Here is a 16161-nt window from a genome sequence, read left to right on the forward strand (position 1 = left end):
GGATCAACCCATCTTGTTGATCGCAAAGCTCTTGAGGTATTCCTCAGGCTTGGCGGCATCAAAGGGCTTGCCCATGATGGTGTGCTTGGCATAGGCAGGGCCTGCGGTGAAGGGCTGACCCAGGTCTTTCATGTGCTTGCGCGCATCGGTGATCAGGAACACCTTTTCGGCGATTTGTTTGTAGTTCACATCGCCCTTCACATAACCCCAGCGCTTCATTTGCGTGAGCATCCACACCGCCATGCTCTGCCAAGGCATGGGGTCAAAGTCAGCGCGGTCGGGCACGTTCATGACTTTGCCCAGACCGTCGGCAAACTTGCCTGTCAGCACCTGATTGAGCACGGCTTCCGGCTGGTTCAGGTACTGCGCAGGCGCGATCACCTTGGCGATCAATTCACGGTTGTCGGCTTGACGCGCCATGGCCGCAGCCGTGAGCACAGCGCGGTACAGCGCAGCAAAGGTGTTGGGGTTCTTTTGGATGAACTCGGTGCTGGTGCCAAAGGCGCAGCAAGGGTGACCATTCCACAAATCTTTGGTCAGGATGTGGATGAAGCCGACTTCGTCAAACACCGCACGCTGGTTGAACGGATCGGGGCCCAGGAAACCGTCGATGTTGCCCGCACGCAAATTGGCCACCATCTCGGCGGGTGGGATCACGCGGATCTGCACATCGGTGTCGGGGTTGACGCCGTTTTCGGCCAGGTAATAGCGCAGCAAAAAGTTGTGCATCGAGTAATCAAACGGCACGCCGAACTTGAAGCCCTTCCAGTTCTTGGGGTCGCGGTTGTCTTTGTGCTTCATGGCCAGTGTGATGGCCTGGCCGTTGACGTTTTGCACCGTGGCCACGTTCATGGGCGTGGCATTCGAGCCCAGCCCCATGCTGATGGCCAGAGGCATGGGCGAGAGGAAATGCGAGGCGTCGTATTCCTTGTTGATCATCTTGTCGCGCACCAAAGCCCACCCTGCGGTTTTGGTGACTTCGACTTCCAAGCCTTGCTTTTGGTAAAAGCCCAAGGGGTGCGCCATGATGAGTGGCGTGGCGCAGGTGATTGGAATGAAGCCGATCTTGAGCTTGGTTTTTTCCAGTGGGCCTTTGCTTTGCGCCATGGCCTGCAAGCTGGCCACGGGCAACACGCTGGCAATGGCGGCCATGGCGGTTTTCTTGCCTACGGCGCGCAAGAACATGCGGCGCTCTTCATCTTGCGGGAACAGCGATTTGACCAAGGTGGCTTCGATGAACTCCTGGCTGTAGGCCTCGAACTCAGCGGTTTCCGAGCGGGCACGCAGCTGGGCGGCGGCGGCATCGGCGGCCACCTCGGCGTGGTGGTCTGCAGGTGAATGGTCACGGCCGCAGCTGCACTTGAGCATCAAGGGGCGGTCGGCGTTGTACGGATCAAAGAATTCAGACATGGCGGCCTCACGGGGTTGAAGATGTTTGTCTCCATGCAAGCTGCGGGCCAGAAAACGGGTTTGGCATGCCATTGAGCGCGGAGGACTTCATTTCGTGCCGCGCTTGTCGACGCGGTGTAGGGCTGGCCCTACAAAGCAAAGCTGTCGCTGCTGTCATCTCGGACTGTGATCCGGGATCCACTGCGTGGCGCTGGCGTTTGCAAACGACCGCGCTGGACGATGGTCCCCGTGTCTACGCCCGGGACGACAAAGTCACTTTTTGTGCGTACAAAGCCAGTTCCACATCGTTCTTGGTGCCGGTCTTTTCCAGGATGCGTGCACGGTAAGTGCTCACCGTGTTGGGGGCCAAGCTCAATTGCGCACCAATTTCGGTCACGGTGTGGCCTTGCGTCAACAAAAGGTAGACCTGGTGCTCACGGTGCGAGAGCAGTTCGATCCCACTTTTGGTGCGGCCCTGGCTCACCAGGCTGGCCAGCGCCTCGGCCGTGGTGGGCGTGACGTGCATGCCGCCTGCCGCCACACGCCGCAGCGCCGCCATCAGGTCATCGGGATCGGTGCTTTTGTTCAAGTAACCCGATGCACCCAATTGGATGCAACGCACGGCGTATTGTTTTTCGGGGTAGGTGCTGAGCATCAGCACCGGCAAGCCCGGCCAGTCGCGCCGCAAAGCCTGCAAGACATCCAGCCCGTCCATGCCGGGCATGGCGATGTCGAGCAAGACCACGTCAATGCCCTGCGGGCCTTGCAGTTGTTGCACCGCGTCCAGCACGCCGGGGCCGGTATCGGCTTCGGCCACCACCTGCAGCAAGGGGTCATCGGCCAGGACCATCTTCAGGCCTTCGCGCACGATCTTGTGGTCGTCGCCCAGCAGCACGCGCACTGTCGCGTTCATGGCGCGGCCTCCATGACCGGCAAAGGCATGGACAGCCGCATGCGGGTGCCCCTGCCGGGTTGGCTGTCGATGTCGATCACGCCGCCAAAGTGACGCGCCCGCTCGCGCATGCCCAGGATGCCGTAGGCCTGCGGTGACTCAAACACCTGTGGCAAAGCACCACAGCCATCGTCTTCTACGGACAAGTGCAGCCAGCCCTCGCGCTCCACCATGTCCACATCCACCGTGCGGGCCTGGGCGTGGCGGCCCACATTGCTCAGCATTTCCTGAAAAATGCGGAACACCGCCATGGCCATGGGCTCGGGCAACGCCCGCTGCTCGTTGACCTCCATGCACCATTTGAGTTGTTGTTCAGCCGACTGCACAAACTCCTGCGCCTGCCACTCCAGCGCCCCCCACAGGCCCTGGTGGTCCAGGATGCTGGGGCGCAAGTCGGTGATGATGCGGCCCACGTTGACCACGGCGTTCTCGATCAAGCGGCTCATGTTCTGGCATTTGCCCCGCATCTTTTCACGCATGCTTTGCGCCTCCTCAAAGGCGCGCTGCTCTTGCTCGGACAAACGCTTGTCCAGCCAGCCCACATCCATCTTCAGGGCCACCAGCAAGCTGCCCAATTCGTCGTGCACCTCGCGGGCAATGCGGGTGCGTTCTTCTTCGCGCACCGCCTCGGACCAGGCGGCCAGTTCGCGCAGTTGCTGCAAGGCCGTTTCCAGCGCACGCGTGCGCTCGGCCACCCGCGCCTCCAGTTCGTTTTTGGCCTGGTGCAAAGCGTCTTCGGCCCGCTTGCGCTCGGTGATGTCCACAAACGTGACCACCGCACCGCGCACCTGCCCCTGGTCAAAGACGGGATAACTCGAATACTCCACCGGGAAGCTGCTGCCGTCTGCACGCCAGAACACTTCGCTGTCGATGCGGCAAGGCTCACCGCGCCGAAAGGCGTTGTAAATCGGGCAGTCATCCATGGGGTAATGCGCGCCGTCGCCATGGGAATGGTGTGTCAGCACATGCATGTTTTGGCCCAGCACCTGCTGCGGCTCCAAGCCGATCATGCGGGCCCCGGCCGGGTTGATGAAGACACACAGCCCCTCCAGATCGACCCCGAACACGCCCTCGCCGGTGGATGCCAGCATGAGGCCCAAGGGGTCACGCCAGGCGCTGGAGACACCCGGGCCGACGGGTTGGAGCGGGTTCAAATCGAGGTGCATGCACCAGACAAGCAAGCGGTGTGCCACAAAAGGGGCATGCCCGCACTTTCACCTTGGCCAGGCGGGGTTTGTCGCCTGCAGCAACAAGCTGGCCGCTGCGGGGCAACGACAATGCAATGCATGCATCGTTCATCCAGGATTTTCTGCCCATGACCCCGGTTACCCCCGCTCTGCTGCAAGGCGCCTCCAACTTCCGCGATGTCGGCGGCTATCTGACGTCAAACGGCCAACGCGTGCGCCGTGGTCAGGTCTTCCGCTCAGACCATCTGGCCGGCTTGAGCGATGCCGATGTAGCCCGCTTGCAGGCGATGGGCGTGGGGCACAGTCTGGACTTTCGTGGGGTGGCCGAGTACACCGCCACGCCTTACGACATTCCGGGCGTGCAACGTGTGGCCCTGAACATCGAGCCCACCGTGATTGCCCGCATGCAGGCGCTGGTGGCCCAAGGCATCGTGCCCACCACCGAAGAGACGGTCGAGCTGATGCGCGAGACCTACCGCGATTTTGTGAACCGCAATGCGGGCACATTCGGGCGCTTCTTGAAACATTTGCTGGAGCAGCCCACACCGCAGGTGTTCCACTGCACCGCCGGCAAGGACCGCACAGGCTTTGCGGCAGCGCTGCTGTTGTCAGCGCTGGGCGTTGCGCGTGACACCATCGAGCACGACTATTTGCTGACCAACCAGCTCTACAAGCGCGATGCCCGATTGGAGGGCCAGGGGCATCCGCATGTGATGAAGGTGCTTTGGCAAGTGCAGCCCGAATTTATGCAGGCAGCATTTGACGAGGTGGACACCCGGCACGGTGGCATGACAGGCTATCTGCAAGGCGCCATTGGCCTCAGCCCACAGGAACTGGCCGAGTTGCGAAAGCTGCTGCTGGAAGATTGATCAGGCTGCTTCTTTGTAGAAGAAACCGCTGTGCACACCGCGCGGGGCCAAAGGCGCCACCGCCTTGCTGATCGCGCCGATGTGATCGGGCGTGGTGCCGCAGCAGCCGCCCACGATGTTGACCAGGCCTTCGGCGGCGAACTCGTGCAGCAGGCGGCTGGTCACTTCGGGGGTTTCGTCAAAGCCGGTGTCGCTCATGGGGTTGGGCAGGCCGGCGTTGGGGTAGCAGCTGATGAACGTATCGCCCGCGACCTTGTTCAGCTCCTGGATGTAGGGTCGCATGAGCGTGGCCCCCAGCGCGCAGTTCAGGCCAATGGCCAGCGGCTGCGCATGGCGCACGCTGTGCCAAAACGCCGTCACAGTCTGGCCGCTCAAAATGCGGCCCGAAGCGTCGGTCACGGTGCCGCTGATGATGAGCGGCAGGCGCTGGCCGCTGGCTTCAAAGAATTCTTCGATGGCAAACAACGCGGCTTTGGCGTTGAGCGTGTCAAAAATCGTTTCGACCAGCAGCACATCGGAGCCGCCTTCGACCAGGGCTTCGACCTGTTCGTAATAGGCGGCGCGCAATTCTTCAAAGGTCACATTGCGGGCACCGGCGTCGTTCACGTCGGGGCTGATGCTGGCGGTCTTGGGCGTGGGGCCCAATGCGCCGACCACAAAACGCGGCTTGTCGGGGGTGGAGAACTTGTCGCAAGCGGCGCGGGCTATTTTTGCAGACTGGAGGTTCATCTCGCGGGCCAGGTGCTGCATGTCGTAGTCGGCCTGGGCCACCGTGGTCGCGCCAAAGGTGTTGGTCTCGATCATGTCTGCCCCGGCGGCGAGATAGCCTTCGTGGATGTCGCGGATCACGTCGGGGCGGGTCAGGCTCAACAGCTCGTTGTTGCCCTTGACGTCTTTGGGAAAGTCCTTGAAACGCTCACCCCGGTAGTCGGCCTCGCTCAGTTTGAAGCGTTGGATCATGGTGCCCATGGCCCCGTCCAGGATGGCGATACGGGTTTTCAGGATCTCAGGCAGGGCTTGGGCGCGGGTGTAAGCAGGGGTCTTCATGGGGTGTATTGTAAAAAGAGTCGGCGGGGGCCCAGATGGATCCCGGATCAAGTCCGGGATGACACGAAACCCGTGGGGGATGACATGCAACCTGTGCAGGACGACATGCAACGAGTCTGAGGTGCGATTCACCAACTCCGGGCGCTGTTCAAATGTCACCTCGGGCGAAGACCCGGGGTCCATGTGGGCGCAAGCAGGCCTTAAGGCTTGACGAACCGCGCAAACCCCGCCGCTCGCAACTGGCAAGCCGGGCACTGCCCGCAGCCATAGCCCCATTCGTGGCGCTGTGTGCGGTCGCCCAGGTAGCAGGTGTGGGTGTGCTCCACGATCAGGTCCACCAACGCTTTCCCTCCGCCAGACGCATCGGCCTTTTGGCCAAGGTCGTGCGCCAGTTGCCAGGTCTGCGCCTTGTCGATCCACATCAAGGGCGTTTCGATCAGCAGTTTGCGGTCCATGCCCAGCGACAAGGCAATCTGCATGGCCTTCATGGTGTCGTCGCGGCAGTCGGGGTAGCCCGAAAAATCGGTCTCGCACACGCCCGTGACGATGACTTGCAAGCCACGGCGATAAGCCAGAGCTGCCGCCAAGGTCAGGAACAGCAAGTTGCGCCCGGGCACAAAGGTGTTGGGCAGGCCCGAGCTTTCCATCTCAATCGCCGTGTCGCGGGTCAAAGACGTTTCGCTGATCTGGCCCAAGATGCCCGCATCCAACAGGTGGTCTTCGCCCAGCTTGGCAGCCCATTGCGGAAACCGCGTCTTGATGGCCGCCAGCACGTTCAGGCGGGCGTCCAGCTCGACTTTGTGGCGCTGGCCATAGTCAAACGCCAGGGTTTCGACGCGCTCGTAGCGGGCCAGCGCATGGGCCAGGCAGGTGGTGGAGTCCTGACCACCGGAAAACAGAACAAGGGCAGAGGTGTGCATGGCGAGGATGGTAATCGGTAGCGCACAATATCGGCTGTTTTGCTGTCACAGACCCCGCTTTTGTCCCCTCACCTGCCCATCCTGCGCGAAGTTTTCGGCTACGACGCCTTTCGCGGCCCGCAGCAAGCCATCATCGACCATGTGGCGGCTGGGGGTGATGCGCTGGTGCTCATGCCCACGGGCGGCGGCAAATCGCTGTGTTACCAGATTCCGGCCATCGCGCGCCAACGTGCGGGCCACGGCATCACCGTGGTCGTCTCACCGCTGATCGCGCTGATGCACGACCAGGTGGGCGCCCTGCACGAAGCAGGCGTGAACGCCGCTTTTCTCAACTCCACCCTGAGCAGCGAAGAAGCCAGCGACATCGAACGCCGTTTGCTGCGCGGCGAGATCACCCTGCTGTACGCCGCCCCTGAGCGCGTGACCAACGCCCGTTTTCTGGCGCAGATGGATTCGCTGCTTGAACGCGGCCTGCTGAGCCTGTTTGCCATCGACGAAGCGCACTGCGTGAGCCAGTGGGGCCACGATTTCCGGCCCGAGTACCGGGGCCTGGCCGTCTTGCACGAGCGTTACCCCAGCGTGCCGCGTGTGGCGCTCACGGCCACGGCCGATGCGCTCACGCGTGCCGACATCGTCGAGCGGCTGCAACTGGAAAGCGCCGAGCTGTTCATCAGCAGCTTTGACCGGCCCAACATCCGCTACACCATCGTCGAGAAAAAAGACGCCAGCACCCAGCTGCTGCGCTTCATCGAGCGTGAGCACCCCGAAGAAGCGGGCGTGGTCTATTGCCAGTCCCGCAAGCGGGTGGAAGACATCGCGGCCATGCTGGTCGAGTCGGGCATCCATGCGCTGCCCTACCACGCCGGTCTGGACGCGGGCATGCGCCAACGCCACCAGAACGAGTTCCTGCGCGAAGAAGGCGTGGTGATGGTGGCCACCGTGGCTTTTGGCATGGGCATCGACAAGCCCGATGTGCGCTTTGTGGCGCACCTGGACATGCCCAAAAACATCGAAGGCTACTACCAGGAGACGGGCCGCGCCGGGCGCGATGGTTTGGCCTCTGACGCTTGGATGGCCTATGGCCTGCAAGACGTGGTCAACCAGCGCCGCATGATCGACGAAAGCCCGGCGGAAGAAGAATTCAAACAAGTCATGCGTGGCAAGCTCGACGCACTGCTGGCCCTGGCCGAAGCCACCGACTGCCGCCGCGTGCGGCTGCTGGGTTATTTTGGTGAAGCCTATGCCAAGGGCGACGACACGCAAGGCGTGTACATGCCCTTTTGCGGCAACTGCGACAACTGCCTGAACCCGCCTCAAGTGTGGGACGGTACCGATGCCGCACGCAAGCTGTTGTCGACCGTTTACCGCACCCACCAGATCAGCGGCCACAGCTTTGGCGCGGGCCACACCATGGACATCGTGCGCGGCAAGAAGACCGACAAGGTGGTGCAGCGCGGCCACGAAGGCATCAGCACCTTTGGCCTGGGCGCCGAGTACAGCGAGCAGCAACTGCGCGCCGTGATGCGCCAGCTGATCGCGATTGGCGCTTTGCACGTGCACACCGAAGACGGATTCAGCACCCTGCACCTGACCGAGGCCTCACGCGCCGTGCTCAAGGGCGATGTGCCTGTGCAGCTGCGCGAAAGCACCAGCCAGCGCAGCGACAAGAAAAGCCGCTCACGCAGCGCCCCCAGCCCGGCCGCGGCCAACCTGGGCCAAGACGCGATGGTGCGCTACATCAACCTCAAAGCCTGGCGCGCCGAAGTGGCCAAAGAGCACAACCTGCCCGCGTATGTGATCTTCCACGACGCCACGTTGGCGGCCATTGCCGAGCACGCACCGCAAAACCTGGCCGACCTGCAAGGCATCAGCGGGCTCGGCGTGAAAAAGCTCGAAGCCTATGGCGAGCAGGTGCTGCGGGTGTGCAACGGAGCGGCGTGATACCGCCCGGAAATATCAGCGGTAAAACGCCTCGACCTTGCCTTTGAGCTTGATCAAGAGGGGCTGGCCTTTGCGGTCCAGCGTTTTGCCAGCGGGCACACGCACCCAGCCTTCGCTGACGCAGTATTCCTCCACATCGTTGCGGTCTTTGCCGTTGAAGCGGATGCCGATGTCGTGCTCGAACACGGCGCGGATGTGGAAGGGGCTGCGCGGGTCGATGGACAGGTGATCGGGCAATTCAGGGCGCTGTGTGGCTTCGGTCATGGATGACTTTGAGAGTGGAATACGAACGGGTTCCGATTTTCCACGATTTACAGACCCGCCCGAGCGGAAACGGCCCCAGGGGGTGGCACAATCGCCGGTCCTCAAAAAGCATCGACGCACCCGCGGTGTCGATGCCCTGCACACCCCAGCACATGCCTGTGCTCATTTCTCTTGCTCATGACCCCCACGCTTTCCGGCACGCTCGGCATTGATTTCGGTACATCCAACTCGGCCATGGCCTGGGCCACGCCCCAAGGCACGGCGCGCTTGATCCCTCTGGAGGGCGATGCGCTGGCCATGCCCACCGCGGTGTTTTACAACGCCGAAGACAGCACCACTCATTTCGGGCGCGATGCCATTGGCCATTACCTGGAAGGCACCGAAGGGCGTTTGATGCGCTCGCTCAAAAGCCTGCTGGGCAGCCCACTGCTGATGGAGACCACGCTGGTCAACCACCAACAGATCAGCTTCCAGGACATCATCGGCACCTTTTTGACCACGCTGCGCGAACGCGCCACCACGGCTCTGGGTTTTGCGCCCACGCGGGTGGTGATGGGTCGGCCCGTGCACTTTGTGGACGACGATGCACAGCGTGATGCACAGGCCGAAGCCTCGCTGCGCCAGGCCGCACAGGCCGTGGGTTTTGAGGACGTGTCTTTTCAGCTGGAGCCCATCGCGGCGGCGCTGGACTACGAACGCCGCTTGACGAAGGACAGCACGGTGCTGGTGGTGGACTTAGGGGGTGGCACCTCGGACTTCACGGTGGTGCGCCTGGGGCCAGAGCGCATGCAACAGGCCGACCGCAGCGCCGACATCCTGGCCACCACCGGCGTGCACATTGGCGGGACCGACTACGACCAAAAACTCAGCCTGGAGCAGGTCATGCCGCTGCTGGGCTACCGGCACCTGGGGCCCGAGCACCGCGAGGTGCCCAGCCGGGTGTTCTTTGACCTGTCGACCTGGCACCTGATCCACTGGCAGTACCAGCCCAAGGCGATCAGCCACGCCAAGACCCTGCGCAGCAATTACAGCGACCCAAGCATGCACGAACGCCTGATGCAGGTGCTGACCGAGCGGCACGGCCACCACATCGCGCACGAGGTGGAGCAGGCCAAGATCCGTTGCTCCGTCACCGATGCCGACACCGCCATTGACTTGTCGGTGATCGCGCCCCGCTTGGCGGCGGCTTTGGGTGTGGGCGACATGCAGGCCCACCTGGCCAGCTTGCTGGACCGCACCGTGGCGTGCGCCCGCGAATGCGTGCAGGCCGCAGGCTTGCGCGACGAGCAGATCGATGCGATTTACCTCACCGGGGGTTCCTCGGCGCTGCGCACCTTCCAGCGCGCTTTGCAAGCGGCGTTTGCGGATGTGCCCTTGGTCGAAGGCGATCTGTTTGGCGGCGTGGCCTCAGGCCTGGCGTACAGCCTTTAAGTCGCACTGCCCATGAAAAAAGCCACCCCGGCTTTCACCGGGATGGCTTTGGGGCTGAGCGCCGAAACGATCAGGCCTTGACGCTGGCCAAAGCCGCGTTGAAGGTCGCGCTGGGGCGCATGATGGCGGCCAGCTTGGCTTGGTCAGGCATGTAGTAACCACCGATGTCGACAGGCTTGCCCTGTACCGCGTTGAGCTCGTCCACGATCTTCTTCTCGTTGTCGGTCAGTTGCTTGGCCAAAGGCGCGAACTGGGCGGCCAGTGCAGCGTCTTCGGTTTGCGCGGCCAACTCTTGGGCCCAGTACATGGCCAAGTAGAACTGGCTGCCACGGTTGTCCAGCTGACCGGTCTTGGGCGAAGGGTTCTTGTTGTTGTCCAAGAGCTTGCCTGTGGCGGCGTCCAGCGTCTTGGCCAACACGGTGGCTTTGGCGTTGTTGGTTTTCAGACCCAGGTCTTCGAAGCTCACGGCCAGCGCCAGGAATTCGCCCAGCGAGTCCCAACGCAGGTGGTTTTCTTCGACCAACTGCTGCACGTGCTTGGGGGCAGAGCCACCGGCACCGGTTTCGTACATGCCGCCGCCCGCCATCAAAGGCACGACCGACAGCATCTTGGCCGAGGTGCCCAGTTCCATGATCGGGAACAGGTCGGTCAGGTAGTCGCGCAGGATGTTGCCTGTGGCGCTGATGGTGTCCAGACCGCGCACCACGCGCTCCAGGGTGTAACGCATGGCACGCACCTGGCTCATGATCTGGATGTCCAGACCAGCGGTGTTGTGCTCGTGCAGGTACATCTTGACCTTGGTGATCAGCTGGGCTTCGTGTGGGCGGTACTGGTCCAGCCAGAACACCACGGGCATGCCGGAGTTGCGGGCGCGTGTGACGGCCAGCTTGACCCAGTCACGGATCGCAGCGTCCTTGACCTGGCACATGCGCCAGATGTCACCGGCTTCCACGTTTTCGCTCAAAAGCACTTCGCCGGTGTTCAAGTCGGTGATGTTGGCCACGCCGTCTTCGGAGATTTCGAAGGTCTTGTCGTGCGAGCCGTACTCTTCGGCTTGCTGGGCCATCAGGCCGACGTTGGGCACGGTGCCCATGGTCTTGGGATCGAAGGCGCCGTGCCATTTGCAGAAGTTGATCATCTCCTGGTAAATGCGGGCGAAAGTCGACTCGGGCATCACGGCCTTGACGTCTTTCAGGCGGCCATCGGCGCCCCACATCTTGCCGCCGTTGCGGATCATGGCGGGCATGGAGGCGTCCACGATCACATCGTTGGGTGAGTGGAAGTTGGTGATGCCTTTGGCCGAATCCACCATGGCCAGCTCAGGGCGGCCTTCGTGGCAAGCGTGCAGATCGCGCTTGATCTCGTCTTGCTTGGACTGGGGCAAGGTGGCGATCTTGTTGTACAGATCGGCCATGCCGTTGTTCACGTTCACGCCCAGCTCTTTGAACAGGCCACCATGTTTTTCAAACGCTTCTTTGTAGAAGATCTTGACGCAGTGACCGAACACGATGGGGTGCGAGACCTTCATCATGGTGGCCTTGACGTGCAGCGAGAACATCACGCCCGTCTTGTGCGCGTCTTCGATTTCTTTTTCGTAGAACTCGACCAAGGCTTTCTTGCTCATGAACATGCTGTCGATGACTTCACGGTCGAGCAAAGAAACCTTGGGCTTGAGCACGATGGCCTTGCCGCTCTTGGTGATCAGCTCCATCTTCACGTCACGGGCGCGGTCCAGGGTGATGGACTTTTCGCCGTGGTAGAAGTCGCCGCTGTGCATGTGCGAGACGTGCGAACGCGAAGCCTGGCTCCACTCGGCCATGCTGTGGGGGTTCTTGCGGGCGAACTCTTTGACGGCGCGGGGGGCTCGGCGGTCCGAGTTGCCTTCACGCAGCACAGGGTTCACGGCCGAGCCGGTGCACTTGGAATAGCGGGCTTTGAGGGCCTTTTCTTCGTCGTTCTTGGGGTTCTCAGGGTAGTCGGGCAGGGCGTAACCCTTGGCCTGCAACTCCTTGATGGCGGCGGTCAACTGGCCCACCGATGCGCTGATGTTGGGCAGCTTGATGATGTTGGCTTCAGGCTTGAGGGTCAACCTGCCCAGCTCGGCCAGGTTGTTGGTCACGCGCTGCTCGGCGGGCAACAAATCGGAAAACTCACCCAAAATGCGCGCGGCCACCGAGATGTCGCTCTCGGCCACTTCGATGCCGGCAGGGGCCGCAAAGGTGCGGATGATCGGCAAGAAGGAGGCGGTGGCCAACAAAGGGGCTTCGTCGGTCAGGGTGTAAATGATTTTGGATTTGTCTGCTGCCATGGATCGTCTCGTCATCAGGGATGTGAAAAAAGAATGTGTGCCCGGCGGTGTGTCGAGCAAATTCGCTAAACCGCCCTTTTAAGGCGGATTAACCCGAGACTTTATCTCAAATGGCGCCCTGTTTTGCTTACGGGTGCCCACATCCGAGCCATCGCGCCAGCCCCCGACAGCCAGGCGATTAAACTGGCAGCCTTGCAACACGCGCCAGACTTGCTGAGCTGGCGCCCGATGACCCGGCCAGTGCCTTGAGCGCGGCCACCAACCTAGAAAGACACCCCATGGGCGCGCAATGGAAAGCCAAAGGCAAAGCACAAGCGGCAGACGCCAGAGGCAAATTGTTTGGCCGTCTGGCCAAGGACATCATGATCGCGGCCCGCAACGGCGCCGACCCGGCCGCCAACTCGCGCTTGCGCCTGGTGGTCGAGCAGGCCCGCAAAGTCTCCATGCCCAAGGAAACGCTGGAACGCGCCATCAAGAAAGGCGCTGGCCTCTTGGGCGATGCGGTCAGCTTTGAGCGCGTGGTGTACGAAGGTTTTGCGCCCCATCAGGTGCCGGTGATGATCGAAGTGCTGACCGACAACGTCAACCGCACGGCGTCCGAGATGCGCGTCTTGTTCCGCAAGGGCCAGCAAGGCACCTCGGGCTCGGTGTCCTGGGACTTTGACCATGTGGGCTTCATTGAGGCCGAACCTGCCCAAGCCGGAGCGGACGCCGAGTTGGCCGCCATCGAAGCGGGTGCACAGGACTTTGAGCCCGCCGACGAAGACGGCGTGACGGTGTTCATCACCGAAGCGACCGATCTGGACCTGGTCAGCCGCGCCCTGCCCGCGCACGGCTTCACCGTGGTGTCGGCCAAGTTGGGCTACAAACCCAAAAACCCGGTCGACCCCGCCAACCTGAGCGCCGAACAGCTCGAAGAAGTCGAAACCTTTCTGGGTTCCATCGACAACAACGACGACGTGCAAAACGTGTTTGTGGGTCTGGCGGGCTGAAGCCCTAGAACGCTGTTCAGCGGTATTGCCGCCGCTTTTGCACCGCCACCGCCAAGGCATCCAGCACCGGCACCGTCTGCGCAAAGCTGATGCAGGCGTCGGTGATGGACACGCCGTGTTGCAGCGGCTGGCCGGGTTTTTGGTCTTGCCTGCCCTCTTGAAGGTGACTCTCGATCATCAAACCCATGATGCGGCGATCGCCGCCCGCCACTTGCGCGGCCACATCGTGCGCCACCTCAATCTGCTTGGCGTGCTGCTTGCTGCTGTTGGCGTGCGACACGTCCACCATCACTTGCGGTGCAATGCCCGAAGCCTCCAGTGCTTTGCAAGCGGCATCCACATCGGCGGCTGAATAGTTGGGCGCTTTGCCGCCACGCAAGATGATGTGCACATCCTGGTTGCCGCGTGTTTCGAAAATCGCCGCCTGCCCCATCTTGGTCATGCCCATGAAGGCGTGCGGTGCCTTGGAGGCCACCACCGCGTCGGCCGCGACCTTGACGCCGCCGTCGGTGCCGTTCTTGAAACCGACCGGGCACGACAAGCCGCTGGCCAGCTGGCGGTGGCTTTGGCTCTCGGTGGTGCGCGCACCGATCGCGCCCCAGGTCACCAGATCGCTGATGTACTGCGGGCTGAGCAAGTCCAGAAACTCGGTGGCCACGGGCAAGCCCAGGTCAATGATCTCCAGCAAGAGCTTGCGCGCCATCTCCAGGCCCTGGTTCATGGCGAAGCTGCCGTCCAGGTGCGGATCGTTGATGTAACCCTTCCAACCCACGGTGGTGCGGGGTTTTTCAAAATACACACGCATCACGATCTGCAGGTCTTTGGCGTGCTTGTCCGCTTCAGCCTTGAGCAGCTTGGCGTAAGCGATGGCTTGCTCGTGGTCGTGGATCGAGCATGGCCCGACGACCACGACCAGGCGATCGTCCTGGCCCTGCAGCACCTTCGAGATGTCTTGCCGCGAACGCTCCACCAATGCCAAATGGGCGGGCGATGCGGGCAGCCGCTCTTCGAGCAAGGCCGGGGTCATGAGCGGGCGCACCGAAGCAATGCGGGTGTCGTCGATGCGGGTTTTGTCTTGGGTGGAAAGCATATTTGAGTCTGTATCAGTCGATCTTGATTTTGTTGCGCACGATGATGTCCTGGTAGATCTTCGTGTCTTGCTGGATGCGGGCGGCCAAGCCTTTGGCACTGGCGTCGTCCACCCTCCAGCCTTGCAAAAAGAGTTTTTGGCGGATCTCGCGCGAGCTGAGGATTTTTTCGAGTTCCTGGCTCAACCTGGCCTGATGCGCTGCAGGCATGCGGGCCGGGGCCATCACGGCGTTCCATACTTCGATGTTGACACCTTTGGCGCCGATCTCTTCCATGGACGGCAAAGTGGGTGCCAGCGGCGTGCGCTTGGCAGAGGACACCGCCACGGCTTCGAGCTTGCCCGATTGCACCAGCGGACTGACAGTCGAGGCAGGCAACAACGTCATTTGCACCTGCCCACCGAGGATGGCGTTCAGGATGGCTGGCCCCCCATTGAATGGCACATGGATGGGCCCGATGTCCAGCGCCTGCTTGAGCAGCTCCATGCCTAAATGCCCGCCCGAGCCGGGGCCCACTGAACCATAAGCTTGCTTGTCACCGTCGACCTTGAGCTGGCCGATGAAAGCCGCCGGTGTGCGCTCGGCTGCGGGCTTGGCCGTCACCCACACCAGGGGCGCCGTGCCGATCAGCGCAATCGGGGCAAAGTCTGTGCTGGGGTCGTAGGGCAGCTTGGCGTACAGGAATTTCGAGCTGGTCAGCGGACCATTGCCGATCACGCCAATCGTGTGACCGTCTGCGGCTTTGGCGATGGCGTCAGCGCCGATGTTGCCGCTGGCGCCAGGCTTGTTCTCGACCACCACCGACTGACCCAAGGCCCGTGACAGGGGCTCGGCCACCAAACGGGCCTGCACATCAGGCGACGAACCCGCCGGGTAACCCACGATGATGCGGATCGCTTTGCTGGGCCAGCCATCGTTCGCATGAGCGGTCATACCCGTCAATGCCAAGGTCATCGCTACCCAATAACGGCGCTTTAGGTTCGGGGTCTGTTTGGAATGCATGGGATAGCTCATTGAAGAAGTTCAGACATTGTGAAGCGAAAATAGCCCATCGCCGCTTTTGAAAGTCGCCCATGAGCTCCCTTGAAATCCATGCCGATCAGCTCCAACAATCGCTTGCAGACCTGTTCGCCCCCTGGGTACAGGCCCTGAATTTGCGCGTCGAAAACCTTCAAGCCGATGGCGTGACCCTGCGCCTGCCTCAAAGCGATCAGCTCTCGCGTGTGGGCGGCATGCTGTGCGGCCAGGCCATGATGGCCGCTGCCGACACGGCCATGGTGCTGGCCCTGATTCGGCACTTTGGCGAGTTCCGCCCTTGCAGCACGGTGCAGCTGTCCAGCACCTTCATGAAACCCCTGTCTGGGCAAGATGCACTGATCACCGCCCGGGTATTGCGGGCCGGCAAGGCCATGGCCTTTGGTGAAATCGACCTGGCCGGGGCCGACGATGGCAAGAGCGTTTTCCGGGCCAGCACGACCTATGCCTTGATGTAAGGCAAGCGCTGGCCGGGCTTGGCTACAATACGAGCATTCTTGTTTTGAGGTAACCCATGTCCGCTCACAACGACGCACACACATCTGACGATCCCGTGGAAAACGTGGTCAAGCACATTCCCGTGATCATTCCGGCCGCTGGCGCTGTGCTGATCTTCTTGCTGGCCTTCATTGCCGTCTTCATGGCCTGAGCTTCTCAGCCCTTGGGTGCAGGCCACGCGTCTGCTCCGCCAACAACCCGCAACAGCTTTGGCTTTGCGGGTTTTGTTTTTTCTGCGCC

At 61.9% G+C, this 16161-nt stretch carries 15 protein-coding genes; 6 read left to right on the forward strand and 9 right to left on the reverse strand.

Annotation, left to right across the window (positions count from 1 at the left end; translation table 11 throughout):
• Window positions 1-3: 3 nt before the first annotated feature.
• The 3 genes from B9Z43_RS05270 to B9Z43_RS05280 all read right to left on the reverse strand — a co-directional run bounded on the left by B9Z43_RS05270 (window position 4) and on the right by B9Z43_RS05280 (window position 3507).
• Window positions 4-1410 carry a CmpA/NrtA family ABC transporter substrate-binding protein gene (locus B9Z43_RS05270; protein ID WP_108323450.1) on the reverse strand — a complete coding sequence of 469 codons (1407 nt, stop codon included), beginning with the start codon at window positions 1408-1410 and terminating at the stop codon, window positions 4-6.
• A gap of 232 nt (window positions 1411-1642) precedes the next feature.
• Entirely contained in the window at window positions 1643-2302 is a 660-nt protein-coding gene (locus B9Z43_RS05275; protein ID WP_108323453.1) for a response regulator transcription factor, read from the reverse strand.
• A complete protein-coding gene (locus B9Z43_RS05280; protein ID WP_108323455.1) occupies window positions 2299-3507 on the reverse strand; it encodes a PAS domain-containing sensor histidine kinase in 1209 nt (402 codons plus the stop codon). The genes B9Z43_RS05275 and B9Z43_RS05280 overlap by 4 nt, the downstream gene beginning before the upstream one ends.
• A gap of 149 nt (window positions 3508-3656) precedes the next feature.
• Here B9Z43_RS05280 and B9Z43_RS05285 point away from each other — a divergent pair, with 149 nt between their 5' ends.
• Window positions 3657-4397 (forward strand): tyrosine-protein phosphatase, encoded by a 741-nt coding sequence (locus B9Z43_RS05285; RefSeq protein WP_108324119.1) that lies wholly within the window; start codon window positions 3657-3659, stop codon window positions 4395-4397.
• Here B9Z43_RS05285 and B9Z43_RS05290 read toward each other — a convergent pair whose 3' ends face one another.
• Together B9Z43_RS05290 and queC are read right to left on the reverse strand one after the other, a co-directional pair.
• The gene (locus tag B9Z43_RS05290) at window positions 4398-5444 is read right to left on the reverse strand and encodes a homocysteine S-methyltransferase family protein (protein ID WP_108323457.1); all 1047 of its coding nucleotides are present in this window, start codon (window positions 5442-5444) and stop codon (window positions 4398-4400) included.
• 200 nt (window positions 5445-5644) lie between these two features.
• A complete protein-coding gene (gene queC, locus B9Z43_RS05295) occupies window positions 5645-6364 on the reverse strand; it encodes a 7-cyano-7-deazaguanine synthase QueC (RefSeq protein ID WP_108323459.1) in 720 nt (239 codons plus the stop codon).
• Window positions 6365-6424: 60 nt separating this feature from the next.
• Between queC and recQ the strand changes: the two genes are divergently transcribed.
• Complete coding sequence (recQ, locus tag B9Z43_RS05300) at window positions 6425-8305, forward strand: DNA helicase RecQ (protein ID WP_108323461.1); 1881 nt, start codon at window positions 6425-6427, stop codon at window positions 8303-8305.
• 15 nt (window positions 8306-8320) lie between these two features.
• On the opposite strand, the gene B9Z43_RS05305 is transcribed toward recQ, so the two are convergent.
• Window positions 8321-8569, reverse strand: a complete 249-nt coding sequence (locus B9Z43_RS05305; protein WP_108323463.1) for a DUF3297 family protein — start codon at window positions 8567-8569, stop codon at window positions 8321-8323.
• Between the two features lie 177 nt (window positions 8570-8746).
• On the opposite strand from B9Z43_RS05305, the gene B9Z43_RS05310 reads away from it, so the two are divergent.
• Window positions 8747-10000 carry an Hsp70 family protein gene (locus B9Z43_RS05310; RefSeq protein ID WP_108323465.1) on the forward strand — a complete coding sequence of 418 codons (1254 nt, stop codon included), beginning with the start codon at window positions 8747-8749 and terminating at the stop codon, window positions 9998-10000.
• Window positions 10001-10070: 70 nt separating this feature from the next.
• Here the strand turns inward: B9Z43_RS05310 and B9Z43_RS05315 are convergent, their stop codons facing one another.
• Window positions 10071-12308, reverse strand: coding sequence for an NADP-dependent isocitrate dehydrogenase (locus tag B9Z43_RS05315; protein WP_108323467.1), 2238 nt, complete (start codon window positions 12306-12308; stop codon window positions 10071-10073).
• A 278-nt stretch (window positions 12309-12586) separates the two neighbouring features.
• Here B9Z43_RS05315 and B9Z43_RS05320 point away from each other — a divergent pair, with 278 nt between their 5' ends.
• Window positions 12587-13300, forward strand: a complete 714-nt coding sequence (locus B9Z43_RS05320; RefSeq protein WP_108323469.1) for a YebC/PmpR family DNA-binding transcriptional regulator — start codon at window positions 12587-12589, stop codon at window positions 13298-13300.
• Between the two features lie 16 nt (window positions 13301-13316).
• Here B9Z43_RS05320 and B9Z43_RS05325 read toward each other — a convergent pair whose 3' ends face one another.
• Both B9Z43_RS05325 and B9Z43_RS05330 read right to left on the reverse strand, forming a co-directional pair.
• Entirely contained in the window at window positions 13317-14390 is a 1074-nt protein-coding gene (locus B9Z43_RS05325; RefSeq protein ID WP_108323471.1) for a 3-deoxy-7-phosphoheptulonate synthase, read from the reverse strand.
• A gap of 13 nt (window positions 14391-14403) precedes the next feature.
• Window positions 14404-15390, reverse strand: a complete 987-nt coding sequence (locus B9Z43_RS05330; protein WP_233250049.1) for a tripartite tricarboxylate transporter substrate binding protein — start codon at window positions 15388-15390, stop codon at window positions 14404-14406.
• Between the two features lie 71 nt (window positions 15391-15461).
• Here B9Z43_RS05330 and B9Z43_RS05335 point away from each other — a divergent pair, with 71 nt between their 5' ends.
• Both B9Z43_RS05335 and B9Z43_RS17485 read left to right on the forward strand, forming a co-directional pair.
• On the forward strand, window positions 15462-15881 hold the full coding sequence (locus tag B9Z43_RS05335; RefSeq protein WP_108323475.1) for a PaaI family thioesterase: 420 nt from the start codon (window positions 15462-15464) through the stop codon (window positions 15879-15881).
• 56 nt (window positions 15882-15937) lie between these two features.
• Window positions 15938-16072 carry a hypothetical protein gene (locus B9Z43_RS17485; protein ID WP_255350435.1) on the forward strand — a complete coding sequence of 45 codons (135 nt, stop codon included), beginning with the start codon at window positions 15938-15940 and terminating at the stop codon, window positions 16070-16072.
• The last annotated feature ends 89 nt before the right edge of the window (window positions 16073-16161 follow it).

The organism is Limnohabitans sp. MMS-10A-192 (assembly GCF_003063335.1).
GTDB lineage: Bacteria > Pseudomonadota > Gammaproteobacteria > Burkholderiales > Burkholderiaceae_C > Limnohabitans_A.